Consider the following 12,752-nt stretch of genomic DNA (forward strand, 5'->3'; position numbering starts at 1 on the left):
CGTACTCTGGGCATCCCCCTGTATGTTCCGCGCTCAGGCCTGGGCGCGCTCTCTCTGGGCGTCCAGCCCCGCGATCTCGGCGGGCGTGATCTGGTAGTGCTCGCCGCACCAGTGGCAGATGATCTCCTGGCCGCCCTCGTCCATCATCTCCTGGCGCTCGGCCCCGGTAAAAAAGCGCAGGCTGTCCATCGCCTTTTGCCGCGAGCAGCGGCACTGGAAGCGGGCGGGCTGCGCCTCGGGCGCGAGGACGAGGTCGAGTCCGGCGGCAGCGGCCTGCATCGTCTCCAGCAGGCTTCCGCGGCGCAGGTGGTCGGTAATCTGGCCCAGCACGCGGATGTTCGCCTCCAGCCGCGCGAGGGTCGCGTCCGTCACGCCGGGCATCGCCTGCACGATCAGGCCCCCGGCGCGGTGGACCCGGCCGCCCTCCTCGTACACGCCCAGCAGCACCGCGTTGGGAATCTGCTCGGACACGCCCAGGTATGTGCTCACGTCCTCGGCGATCTCGCCGCTCACGAGCTGAACGCTGCCGGTGTACGGCTCGCCGTTGTCGAGCAGCCGGGTCACGGCCAGCTCGCCGTCCAGGCCCACGATGCCGCGCACGTCGAGCTTGCCGTCCGTCTCGCGCAGGGGCAGGTCGGCGTCCGGCTGACGCACGTAGCCGCGCACCAGGCCGTCAGCACTTCCCTCGGCGATGATCCAGCCCACCGGTCCCCCGCCCTCGATGCGGAGGTTCACGCGGCTGTCCACCTTCTTGCCCAGGACCACGGCGAGCAGGGCGGAGGCGGCGAGCGCCCGGCCCAGCGCGGCGGTCGCGGTCTTGCTCAGGCCGTGGCGCAGCCGGGCCTCCTCAACGATGCGCGTGGCATCGATACCGACAAAACGCAGGGTCCCGCCCGCCGCCGTGCCGCGCAGCAGGAAGGACTCCGGGTGGGCGTGTAAAGTCATTAGGAAACCTTACAGGACTGCACTCAAGGCCGCTGTGGGGGGCCTCTCATTCCCGCCGATGTGAAGTTGGCCTCTTGCGCGCCCGCAGCGGGGTGATATAAGGGACCGCTTGGAGGGGGGCGGCTGACGGATTTCTGCTCCCGCGCCTCATCCTTCTTGACTGGACCCGCAGGTGTCCCTCATGGGGGTGCCCTACCCTGACCCCGTTTCCCCAATCGGGGAGGAGGGAGGCTGGCCGCCAGTCTCCGTGAGCCAGAGCCCGCCTGACCACCTGGATGTCGGCCCCCCCGGCATCTCCTGCCTGCATCCCGGACGCCCCCCGTGAGCCGGGCGTCTCCACAAGGAGCCCTTCATGACCATCCACACGTCCCGCACCCGCCCGCTGGGCCTACTCGCCCTGACCACCCTGGCCCTCACCCTCGCCGCCTGTGACAAGCCGAACGCGCAGAACAACTCCGGGGGCACGGCCGCCAGCACCGAGACCGGCAGCGCGAGCAGCGCCAATACCTCCAGCACCGGCAGCAACGGCAACTCCGTCCTCGTCGTGCAGGAGAGTGCCGACATCCCCACGCTCGACCCCGGCACGACCTACGACACCGGCAGCGGCCAGGTCGTCGAGAACCTGTACGAGACGTTGGTGACGTACCAGGGGAACAGCCTGACCGAGCTGCGGCCCCTCCTCGCCACCGAGTGGAACGTCTCGGACGACGGCAAGACCTACCGCTTCACCCTGCGCGACGGCGTCAAGTTCCACACCGGCAACGACTTCAAATGTGCGGACGCCGAGTACACCTTCCGCCGCAACCTGGTCACGAACACGAGTGACAGCGGCAACTGGTTCCTGTCCGAAAGCCTGCTGGGCACGCCCAGCAACGCGAACGACGACAAGTCCATCACCTGGGCCAAGATCAGCAGCGCCGTGCGGTGCGACGGCGAGACGCTGGTGTTCAGCCTGCCCAAAGCTGACCCCGCCTTCCTCGCCAAGCTCGCGTACACCGGCCAGAGCATCGTGGACTCCAAGCACGCCAAGGAGATCGGCGAGTGGGACGGCACCGAGGCGACCTGGAGGGAAGCCGTGGGCAAGGACCTGACCGGCAGCCCGCTCGCGCAGGACCCCAGCGGCACCGGCGCCTACCGCTTCGTGAGCAAGGACGCGACGGCCCTGCGCGCCGAGGCCTTCGACGGGTACTGGGGCGACAAAGCGGGGATCAAGAACGTGGTGATCCAGATCGTGCCCGAAGCCGCCGCCCGCATCCAGGCCTTCCTGAAGGGCGACGCCGACCTGATCGAGGCCGGGACGCGCCCGGTGGTCGAGGAGCAGCTCAAGGGCCAGCCCGGCGTGGCGATCCTGGACAACCTGCCCGACACCGGCGCCTGGGGCATCTTCATGAACGAGGCCATCAAGGGTACCGACCGCCTGGGCAGCGGCAAGCTCGACGGGCAGGGCATCCCCGCCAACTTCTTCAGCGACCTCAACGTCCGCAAGGGCTTCGTGGCGGCCTTCGACGTGCCGACCTACATCAAGGAGGTGCAGAGCGGCAAGGGTGAGCCCCGCAACTTCCTGCTGCCCGAGACCTTCCCCGGCTACGACTCGGACCTGGAGGCGCCCAAGTTCGACCTGGAGGCGGCCAAGGCGGCCTTCGAGCAGGCGTGGGGCGGGCAGGTCTGGCAAAACGGCTTCACGATCAACGCCACGTACCGCGCGGGCAGCACCGCGATGCAGACTGCGATGGAGCTGCTGAAGAAGAACATCGAGTCGATCAACCCCAAGTTCAAGATCAACCTGGTGAGCAAGCAGTGGAGTGACATCCTCAAGGACGGCGACGCGGGCAAGGAAATCCTGATCATGACCGGCTGGGCGCCCGACTACGCCGACCCGGACAACTTCGTCCACACCTTCTACTCCAGCGAGGGGTACTACCACCCCCGCGCGGGCTTCACCGACCCGCAGCTTGACGCTTGGGTGCAGGAGGCGCGCTCCACGAACGACGCTGAGAAGCGCAACGAGCTGTACACGAACATTGCCAAGCGCGCTATGGATCAGGCCTACTACATCCTGCTGCCCAGCAACCCCGGCATCCTCGCCTACCGCGACAACCTGAAGGGCATCAGCGAGGACACCTTCAACCCGATGCTCTCCTTCCGCACCGGCACGCTCTGGAAGGACCTGAGCAAGTCCTGAGCCGCTCTTTTCCGGGGCCGCCCTCCACGTGGGGGCGGTCTTTTTGCGTTCCGCCGGGTATCCTGCCCCCATGCACCATCCCGCTGACACGTCTTCCGAGGGTGCCCGGCCCATCACGCTGCTCCTGGTGGACGACCATCCCGTCGTCCGCAAGGGCACCCGCGAGCTGCTGGAGAACGAGCCCGACCTGCACGTCATCGGCGAGGCCGAGAGCGGCGAGGAGGCCATTCGCCAGGCCCGGGCCCTGAATCCCGACGTGATCCTGATGGACGTGTCCATGCCCGGCATGAACGGCATCGAGGCCACGCGGGCGATCAAGGGCTTCATGCCGGGTGTAGGTGTCCTCGTCCTCACGAGCTACGACGACGACGCCTACGTGTTCGCCTTGCTGGAGGCGGGGGCGGCGGGCTACCTGCTGAAGAACACCTCGGAGGACGACCTGCTGGGGGCGGTGCGGGCGGTCGCGGCGGGGGAGAGTGCGCTGCACCCGTCCGTCGCGCGCAAGGTGCTGGAGCGGTTCAGCACCCAGCAGACGCCCACGCCGCCGGAGGACGCCCTCAGTCCGCGGGAGTTGGAGGTGCTGCGGGTGGCGGCCACCGGGCGCACGAACAAGGAGATCGCGCGGGACCTGGATATCAGCCCGCGCACCGTGCAGGTTCACCTTGCCAACATCTTTTCCAAGCTGGGGGTGGGGAGCCGGACGGAGGCGGTGCTGTACGGGATCAAGCGGGGGTGGATCGATCCCAAGACGCTGTGAGGGGGGAGGTTGGGGCAGGGCAACTTGCTGCGGTTTGCCCCCACCCCCCAGCCCCCTACCCCCAGAGGGGGCAGGGGGAGCGGCGCTGCGCTGGGCAAAGGGCCCGCCCATCTCGCCAGTAGGCCGTGTCTTCTTACGCGGAATGTTTGATCTTGTTGCATCCTGAGCTACTGGCCCACCGTCTCGCTGCGCGAGCCGACGTGGTGAAGGCGGTGCGAGCGCGAGTCACTGGCGGGAATAGGCCGTCCACAGGAGACGGTTTTAGAAAGCTGAAGCTTGGGCGCACTTACCCCTCCCCCTTGAGGGGGGAGGCTGGGTGGGGGTGAGCGGGCCCGGCGCCCCAAGGCCAGCCGGAAGAACTCTGCCACTCCATCAGCGAACCCGGCTTCCTGAACCCACCAAACCCTTTAGCATCTGCTTACCCCCGTCATGACCCCTGAAGTTGCCTCCATGACCCTCCCCCCCTTCCCCCCCGACCTCAGCGCCGCGCCCACTGTCCGGGCGTTCGGCGCGGCGTTGGCCTCGTTTGCCTGCCGGACGGTGCGGGCGCACGGGGTCCAGGTGTGGGCCGTGATCGGCGGCTCGCTTTCCGTGGTGGGCGAGGAGGGGCGGGGGCTGGGCCTGAGCGACGGGACGCTGGCGGCGCGGGCGCTGGCGGAGGGGCGGCCCGTCTCGGAGGGGATGCTCGCCTGCCTGCCCTTCGGCGGGGGGGTGCTGGAGTTCGTGGGGGCGGACCCGGAGGGGGTGGAGGCGCTCTCTGGGCTCGCGCCGCTGCTCACGCTGGCGCTGGAGGGCGTGCAGGCGCGCGAGGTGCGGCGGGGGCGGGGCCGGGTGGCCGAGACGGTCGAGCAGCTCGTCCGGCGGCTGGGGGGGAGCCTGAACCTGCCGGAGGTGCTGACCGCGACCGCCGAGAGCGCGGCCATCGCGCTGGGCTTCGGGCGGGCCTTCGTGGGCCTCTTCAGCGAGGTGGGCGAGGACGGGGCGCAGACGGGCGAGGTGTTCACCTACGGCTTCGACTCGGCCTTCACGGGCGGGATCGCGGTGGGGCCGGTGTCGTTCAGCCGCCTGGTGGGGCGGGGCGAGGTGATCCTGTACGAGCGGTCGCGGGACTCGGCTTCGCCGCTGGGGGCGGGGCTCTTGGAACTCGACCCGGAGGTGGCCCTCATCGCGCCGCTGAGCGCGCGGGGCAAGCCGCTGGGCGTGCTGTACGTGGACAGCCGCTCGCCGGGGGCGCGGGCGAGCGAGGACGACACCTGGCTGGTGCTCGCGCTCGCCGAGCAGGCGTCCCTCGCCATCGACAACGCGCGGCTGTACGGGGCCGAGACCCGCAAGCGCCAGGCCGCCGAGGCGCTGCGCGAGGCGGGGGCGGCGCTGGCGGGCAGCCTGCACCTCAGCGACACGCTCTCCCGGGTGCTGGAGCGGGCCACCGCGCTCTTCGGGGCCGACGCGGCGGGCGTGTACGAGCTGCAACCCGACGGGCGGACGCTGACCATCCGCAACGCGGTCGGGCTGCCCAGCGAGTATGTGCTGCGGGTGCGGGCCAAGGTGGGGGCGGGCGTGACCGGGCGGGCGGTCGAGCGCCGGGAGCTGGTGGCCGCGCGCGACCTCACGACCGCGCACCTGGGCGGGGGGAGCCGCTACACCCGGCAACTCCTGGCCCAGGGGCGGTACCCCTACCGGGGCGTGATCGGCCTCCCGCTGGGCACCCGCGCCTCGGTGTTCGGGGCGCTGACCCTGTACTGGAAAGAACCCCTGCCCCTGGACGCCGACGACCTTGCCCTGACCGAGGTGTTCGCCGCCCAGGCCAGCCTCGCCATCGAGAACGCCCGGCTGTACGAGGAGGAATTGAGACGTGAGCGCGAGGCCGCCGTGCTCCTCAACGTCGGAAGGCTGCTCGGGGAGGACCAGGGCGACCGGACTCTCGCGGAGGTGGCCCGGCTCGCCACCCTGGCGCTCAACGCCGGGCGCGGCCTGATCGCCCTGACGGGGGAGGGCGGGGAGGTGACGCGCTGCGCGACCTTCAACCTGCACTCGCCCCCCGCGGCGGAACTCGCCTCGCTGCTGGGGCAACTCGGGCGGGGGCCGCGGCCCCTCACCCGGCGCCACGCCCTGCCGGTGGCGGGGAGTGCCCTGATCGTGCCCCTGCGCGGCAACGCGGGTGGGGACGGCCCCGATCACCTCCTGGGCTTTCTGTACGCCGACGACCCCGGCACCGAGCCGCCGAGCGACCGGGTGCTGGGCCTGGCCCGCAGCGTGGCGGACCAACTGGCCCTGACGCTGACCCGCGAGCGGCTGCTCTCGGCCCTGGCGCGCGAGGAGGCCCGCTACCGCCAGCTTGCCGAGGGGGCGCACGACCTGATCCTGAGCGCCGACCCCGCCGGGACGATCACCTACGCCAATCCCGCCGCCAAGCGGCTGCTGGCCCCGCTGGTCGGGCCGCTCGTGGGGGCGAATCTGCTCACCCTGCCCACGCCCGCCACCCGGGACATGCTGCACGCCGCCTGGGACGCCGCCCGCACCCGCCCCGCCGGGGGCCGCGCGGAGATCGAGGTGGGGCCGCACCGGCTGGAGGTGCGGCTGAGCGCGGTGCGGCAGGCCGGGGCGTCCCCCTCCGGCACGGTGCAGAGCGTGCTGACCGTCGCCCGCGACCTCTCCGAACTCCAGACGCTCGCCGCCGAGATTCAGCGGCGGGGCCAGGCGCTGGAGGCCGCGACCAGCCGCCAGACCGAGCTGCGGACGTACCTCACCCTCTTTACCCAGGCGCAGGAGGAGGAGCGGCGGCGCATCAGCCGCGAGCTGCACGACGACACGGCGCAGGTCCTGATCGCCACGTCGCGCCGGGTGGCCCGCCTGGCCCGCGACCTGGACGGGCCGCAGCGCGAGCGGGCCGACGATATCCTGGCGGACCTGAACGCCGCCATCGAGAGCGTGCGCCGCTTCGCCCGCAACCTGCGGCCCAGCGTGCTGGACGATCTGGGCCTGCTGCCCGCGCTCGAATGGCTCGCCGGGCAGGCACAGACCGACACCCGGCTGGAGGTCAGCGGGGCCGAGCGGCGGCTGGCGCCCGCGCTGGAACTCACGGTGTTCCGGCTGGCGCAGGAAGCCCTGACAAATGTGGACAAGCACGCCCACGCCCGCTCCGCCGCCATCCGGGTGGCCTTTGAGGAGGGGGGCGTGCGGGTGGCGGTCACCGACGACGGCCAGGGCTTCACCCCGGGGCAGGCGCAGGCCCGCGCGCAGGAGGGGCACCTGGGCCTGATCGGCCTGCGCGAGCGGGTGGCGCTGGCGGGCGGCGAGCTGGAGGTCGAGAGCGACCCGGGCCGGGGCACCACGCTGACCTTCAGCCTGCCGGGGTGAGGGGTCCCGGGGTCAGCCGCCCGAGGTCTTGGTCCAGGCCCCGTCCGTGCTGGGGTCCGGTGACCACCCGGGCATGAGCCGAGCTGGAAGGTTGGGTCAAAGTCTCCCCTCCAAAAGGAGGGGAAGATGTGGGCGCCCGTCAGCCGGGCGTCATCCTGGCCCGGTACATCACGGTGACACGGCGGTCAGGAAGAGGCACGCCCCCCTGACCCGCCCCCAAAGGAGCCCCATGACTGCACTGTCCCTGACCCGCCCGGCCCTCGCGCTGCTCGCGCTGGGCACCCTGACCCCGCTCTCCGCCCCCGCCGCCGCGCAGGTGAAGGCCCAGAGCCTGATCGTGAATCCCGCCGGCCCCAGCGTCAGCAGCGTCACGCTGATCAACGCGGACACCGACCAGCCCGTGCCCGGCTTCGACCCGATCCCGCCCGCCGCCACGCTCGACCTCTCGCGGCTGCCGCGCAACCTCAGCCTGCGGGCGAACACGGTCGGCACGGTGGGGAGCGTGCGCTTCGGGCTGGACCGCAACGCGAACTACCACCAGGAGAACAACGCCCCCTTCGCCCTGTGCGGCGACCGCGGCACCGGCAACGACTACACGGCCTGCCCGGCCAATGTGTTCACCCCCGGCACCCACCAGATCACCGTGACGCCCTACACGGCGGCGGACGGCAAGGGGACGGCGGGCACGGGCCTGCTGCTCAACCTCACGGTGGTGCGCCCGGCGGCCCAGACGCCCGCTCCGGCGCCCGCCAAGGGGCCGGTCGTCACCAGCCTGACCCTGATCGACGCCGACACCGACAAGCCCGTGCCCGGCTACGACCCGATCCCGGCGGGCGCCCGGCTGCGGCTCTCGGCCCTGCCCCGGCACCTGAATGTGCGCGCCAACGTCGCCCCCGGGGTGGGCAGCGTGCGCTTCAACCTGGGGAATGGCAAGACCGTGCTGGAGAACGAGGCCCCCTTTGCCATGTGCGTGGACGGCCGCTTCAGCAACGGCAAGAAGGGGAACTACTACACCTGCGACGCCAGCGTGTTCTCGCCCGGCGACCACCGCGTGACCGCCACGCCCTTCTCCCAGATGTTCGGCAAGGGCCAGTCGGGCGCCGCGCTGGTCTGGAACTACACCGTCGAGCGCTGAGCGGGGAGGACCCCCAGCCGGGAGCCGTGCGAACGGTCATCCGGCTGGGGGTTCCCGTCTGTCTCCCCCAGGTCTCCGGCCCCGGCGAGTGTTCCCCTCACCCGTGCCGCCTCAGGAACGCCTCCCGCTCCATCCAGGCGAGCCGGGGCTCGGTCTCGGAGGGGGCGACGTTCGTGCCGTAGGCCAGGCGCATCAGGCGGAAGCCCAGGCCGTACACCCGCGCGGTGAGGGGCGGCAGGGCCACCAGGGTGAAGCCGTTCTTCTCCAGCGGGCCGTGAAGGAGGGTGACGGCGAAGACGACCCGGGCGTCCGCAAACTCGGGCCGCCCCCGCAGGGCACCCGCCACGTCGCGCAGGGAGCGCTGGTAGGCGCGGTAGGCGGCCAGGGCGCTGCGGGCGGTCAGGCCGACCAGGCGCGGGCTGTGGATGTGCAGCTCGGCGGCGGGCGTGCCCGGGGGGAAAGGCAGCCTCTCCGGCACGGGCTGCCGGGCCACCCGCATGACCCCGTCCGCCCGCTCGGTGAGGGGCACGACCCCGTGGGCGCGGGCGAAGCGGTCGTCCACCACTCGGCGGTACAGGTGGATGAGCAGGTCGCGCGGCGTGGCGACCCGCAGGCCGGGCAGGTCGCGGACGGGCACTGGGCGGTAGCCGAGCGCCCCCAGCCGGGGCAGTTCATGGGTCAGGTCGTCCGGTGCCACCCGCAGGGTCAGCCCGGGTTCCGGCGTGGGGGAGGGCAGGGGGAGGAGCCGCACTCCCCGCGCCCCCAGGAAGGCGAGGGGCGCCCGCGCGAGGTCCGCCTCCTCCAGCGCCCAGGCGGTGACGGGCTGACCCGCCGCGACCTCCAGCCCGGACACGTCCAGGGGCGTTCCCCACCCGGCAACCTCGTGCCCGGCGCCGGTGGCGGCTCGCAGGGCTTCCAGTCCCTCCCCGGCGAGGGGGGGCGGCACGAGCAGGGTGGCCCGCACCCCCGCTTGGGCGAGGGCGCCCAGGGCCTCCCGCACCCCGGCGGGCGTGCGGACGGGCACGGTCAGGCCCAGGTGCGGGTCGCCGGGGTGGCCGCCGTGCAGGGTGCCGAAAGCCCCCGCGCGGGTCAGGGCGGGCCAGGGGGAGGGGAGGCGGGCGGGCATGAGCGGACTGTACCGCCCGGGGATGAAGGAGGCGAGAGCAAAGTCCCGCGGGCACAGCCTTTTCCCCCCTCCCCCCCGGCGACCCGGCGCACGTCTCATGTCCGGCGTCGTATGCTCCTGTCTAGTGATGCTGCCACCCTCCTTTCCAGACGCGCCGCACGGACGGGCCCGATGAAGCCCCTGAGAATCGGGCTCTTCACCGACACGTTCCTGCCGGACCAGAACGGGATCGTGACGAGCGTGGGCCTCCTGAGTGACGAGTTGCGGGCGCGGGGGCATCACGTGGACGTGGTCGCCCCCTTCTTCCCCGAGCAGCAGGACACCCGCCCCGACGTGCGGCGCGCCCCCAGCGTGCGGTACGTCTTCCTGCCGACCTACCGCCTGGCCTGGCCCACCCGCAAGGACTTCGAGCAGAAGTACGACTTGGTCCACACCCACACGCCGCTCACGCTGGGGCTGGCCGGGGCGCGGCTGGCGCGCAAGTGGGGGGTGCCGCACGTCGCCACGTACCACACCCACATCGAGGCGTACACCCATTACGTCCCCGGCCTGACGGCGGTGCAGCGCCGCACCCGCGTCGTGACCCGGCTGATGGGCCTGTACTACCGCCGGGCGGACGCGGTCATCAGCCCCACCGCCGCCATGCTCGACGTGACGCGCGAGATGGGGGTGCGGAGCACGGTGGTCATCCCCACGGCCGTCGAGCCGGGGGTGCTGCGCTCGGCGCCGCCCATAGAGAACCCCTGGCCCGCCGGGACGCGCCGCCTGCTCACGGTGGGGCGGCTGGCGCGCGAGAAGCGCTTTGACCTCGTGCTCGACACGCTGGCGAATCTGCCGGAGGCGCACCTCGTCGTGCTGGGGGAGGGGCCGGAGCGCGAGCACCTGATCAATCACGCCGAGCGCCTCGGGGTTGCGGGGCGGGTGAGCTTCCTGGGAGTGAAGCCCTGGACGGAGATCGGCGCGTACTACCGCCTGGCGGAACTCTTCCTGTTCGCCAGCGACACCGAGACGCAGGGGCTGGTCCTCCAGGAGGCGCAACTGATGGGCGTGCCCGTCGTGGCGGTCGGGGCGCGCGGCACCCTGAGCGGGGTGGCGCAGGGCGAGAGCGGCTACCTCGTCGCGCCGGGCGACGTGGCGGCCCTGACCCGGCACGCGCGGGACATCCTGGCGGACGGGGAGCTGTGGACCCGGCTCTCACGGGGCGCCCGCCGCTTCGGCACCGCCTGGACGCCGGGCGGGGTGGCCGAGCGGGTGCTCGACGTGTACGCCTCGGTGCTCGGCCTGCCGCGCGAGGTGGCCTTTCCCGCCGAGGGCGGGACGGCTAGTCCCCGAAATACCCTCGCGTATGACCGCTGAGGTTCAGCGCATGCCGCCACAAGAAGGGCAGCCAGCCCCCCGAAAGCCGCCGCGCGCTCGTCTCGACCAGCGCGCCGGGCACGTACGCCACCTCGCCCAGCCGCGCGAGGGCCTGGCCGAGCAGCACGTCCTCGTAGGCCTCGACCTCGGGGTAGCCCCCCACGAGGGTTGCCGCGTGGCGGGAAAAGGCCATGTTCGCCCCGGCGAGGTTGGGCTTGCCGACCACCCGGCAGGCGTGCAGGAAGGTGCTGTAGCCCAGCTCCGAGAGCTTCACCAGGGGCCGCGAGACGCCGCAAAAGCGCATCGGGCCGTACAGAGCGACGCGGCCCGGCTGCCCGCAGGCCGCCTGGGCGAAGCGTTCCAGCCACTCGGGCGCGGGGAGCGAGTCGGCGTCGGTCGAGGCGACCCACTCGGTGCGGGCGGCGTCCAGGCCCGCCTGCCGCGCGTGGGCGATGCCGCGCACCCGGCACTCCACCACCTGGGCGCCCCAGGCCCGCGCCAGGTCGCCCGTCCCGTCGTGGCTGGCATTGTCCACCACGATGACTGCCGCGGGAGGCTGAGTCTGGCGTTCGAGGGCGCGCAGGGTGAGGGGCAGGTACTCCGCCTCGTTGCGCGCGGGGATCACGACCGTGAAGTCCGGCACCGCGCCAGGGTAGCAGGCGAAGTGGGGGGGCGCACGTGAGGGTCCGCCTCCCCCCCCTGCCGCTGCGCCCCGGCACCGGGCCGGGGGTGGCCGCCGCCGCCCTGGCGCTGGCCTGCGCCGAGTTCGTCCGCAGCGGCCTGTACGGGGCCTACCTGACCCAGGCCAGTCCCGAGCTGCTGGGCCTGCCGGAGCGGGAGGCCGTGGCGGTGGCGGCCACGGCCTTCTCGGCCCACTTCCTGACGGACACGCTGTGCCGCGGCCCGGCGGGGGCCCTGATCGCTCGCTACGGGGCGCGGCGGGTGCTGCTGGCGGGCTCGGCGCTCAGCCTGGCCGCGCTGGCGCTGCTGCCGGGCGTTCACATCGGCTGGGAGCTGATCCTGATGGCCGCCGTGCATGCCCTGGGCTTCGCGGCCCTGTGGCCGGCGGCCATGAACCTCACCGCCGGGGCGGCCCGCCCGGGGTATCAGGGCCGCGCGCTCACCCTGGTTTCCATGTGCGTCATGCCGATGATCGGGGCGGGGTTCCTGCTGCTGGGCGCGCTGGCACCGGGTGGGACCACGCTCGTGCCGCTGCTCGTGCTGGGGGTGCAGGCGCTGGGCCTGATCGCGGTGCTGGGCGTGCCCGGCCGTGGCCCCCGGCTGGCCGCCGCGGCGCCCACCCCCCGCCGCCGCCGGATGCGGGTCGCCGCCCGGGCGCTCGCGCCGCTGCTGCCCGCCGCCCTGATGCAGACGCTCACCCTCACGCTGCTGGGACCGCTGCTGTTCACCCTGGCGCGCGAACTGGGCCTGGACTTCTGGGGCATGGTCGTGATGCTGGTAGTGGGAGGCGCCGCCGCGTTCGGCTCCATGCCGCTCACCGGGCGGGTGGCCGACCGCGGCCGCGCCCGGCTGGCCCTGGTGGTGGGGTACAGCCTGATCGGGCTGGCCCTGGGGACGATTGCCGGCACGCCGCCCGTTTGGGCGCTGTATGGGCTCGCCGCCGTGGCGGGGCTGGGCTACGCCTTCGTCGCGCCGGGCTGGGCCGCCCTGGTCGCGGGCACGCTCCCCGAGGCCGAGCGGCCCGCCGCCTGGGGCGCCGTGATGACGGTCGAGAACGCCGGGACGGCCCTGGGGCCGCTCGTGGGCGCCTTCGCCTACCGGCACCTGGGCACGCCCGGCCCCTTCCTCGTCGGCGCGGTCCTGGCGCTGCTCACCGCCGGGGGCTACACCCTCTTCCGCCACGCCTTCCGCCAGGACGCCCAGCCCGTCTGAC

9 protein-coding genes are annotated in these 12,752 nt (G+C 72.7%); 6 read left to right on the top strand and 3 right to left on the bottom strand.

Annotation, left to right across the window (positions count from 1 at the left end; translation table 11 throughout):
• Nucleotides 1-33 precede the first annotated feature (33 nt).
• Nucleotides 34-945 carry an Hsp33 family molecular chaperone HslO gene (locus tag DAERI_RS00085; RefSeq protein ID WP_103127457.1) on the bottom strand — a complete coding sequence of 304 codons (912 nt, stop codon included), beginning with the start codon at nt 943-945 and terminating at the stop codon, nt 34-36.
• Nucleotides 946-1,297: 352 nt separating this feature from the next.
• Between DAERI_RS00085 and DAERI_RS00090 the strand changes: the two genes are divergently transcribed.
• The 4 genes from DAERI_RS00090 to DAERI_RS00105 all read left to right on the top strand — a co-directional run bounded on the left by DAERI_RS00090 (nt 1,298) and on the right by DAERI_RS00105 (nt 8,376).
• On the top strand, nt 1,298-3,127 hold the full coding sequence (locus DAERI_RS00090; protein WP_103127458.1) for an ABC transporter substrate-binding protein: 1,830 nt from the start codon (nt 1,298-1,300) through the stop codon (nt 3,125-3,127).
• Nucleotides 3,128-3,197: 70 nt separating this feature from the next.
• Nucleotides 3,198-3,884: a response regulator gene (locus tag DAERI_RS00095; RefSeq protein WP_103127459.1), complete on the top strand. Its 687-nt coding sequence runs from the start codon at nt 3,198-3,200 to the stop codon at nt 3,882-3,884.
• Nucleotides 3,885-4,334: 450 nt separating this feature from the next.
• Nucleotides 4,335-7,241, top strand: coding sequence for a GAF domain-containing protein (locus DAERI_RS00100; protein WP_103127460.1), 2,907 nt, complete (start codon nt 4,335-4,337; stop codon nt 7,239-7,241).
• Between the two features lie 229 nt (nt 7,242-7,470).
• Nucleotides 7,471-8,376 carry a hypothetical protein gene (locus tag DAERI_RS00105; RefSeq protein WP_103127461.1) on the top strand — a complete coding sequence of 302 codons (906 nt, stop codon included), beginning with the start codon at nt 7,471-7,473 and terminating at the stop codon, nt 8,374-8,376.
• Between the two features lie 97 nt (nt 8,377-8,473).
• On the opposite strand, the gene DAERI_RS00110 is transcribed toward DAERI_RS00105, so the two are convergent.
• Nucleotides 8,474-9,502: a YkoP family protein gene (locus DAERI_RS00110; protein ID WP_235610144.1), complete on the bottom strand. Its 1,029-nt coding sequence runs from the start codon at nt 9,500-9,502 to the stop codon at nt 8,474-8,476.
• Nucleotides 9,503-9,673: 171 nt separating this feature from the next.
• On the opposite strand from DAERI_RS00110, the gene DAERI_RS00115 reads away from it, so the two are divergent.
• Entirely contained in the window at nt 9,674-10,858 is a 1,185-nt protein-coding gene (locus DAERI_RS00115) for a glycosyltransferase (protein ID WP_103127463.1), read from the top strand.
• Here the strand turns inward: DAERI_RS00115 and DAERI_RS00120 are convergent.
• Nucleotides 10,824-11,501, bottom strand: coding sequence for a glycosyltransferase family 2 protein (locus DAERI_RS00120; protein ID WP_103127464.1), 678 nt, complete (start codon nt 11,499-11,501; stop codon nt 10,824-10,826). The genes DAERI_RS00115 and DAERI_RS00120 overlap by 35 nt on opposite strands.
• A gap of 35 nt (nt 11,502-11,536) precedes the next feature.
• On the opposite strand from DAERI_RS00120, the gene DAERI_RS00125 reads away from it, so the two are divergent.
• On the top strand, nt 11,537-12,751 hold the full coding sequence (locus tag DAERI_RS00125) for an MFS transporter (protein ID WP_103127465.1): 1,215 nt from the start codon (nt 11,537-11,539) through the stop codon (nt 12,749-12,751).
• Nucleotide 12,752: the final 1 nt, after the last annotated feature.

The organism is Deinococcus aerius (assembly GCF_002897375.1).
GTDB classification, from domain to species: domain Bacteria; phylum Deinococcota; class Deinococci; order Deinococcales; family Deinococcaceae; genus Deinococcus; species Deinococcus aerius.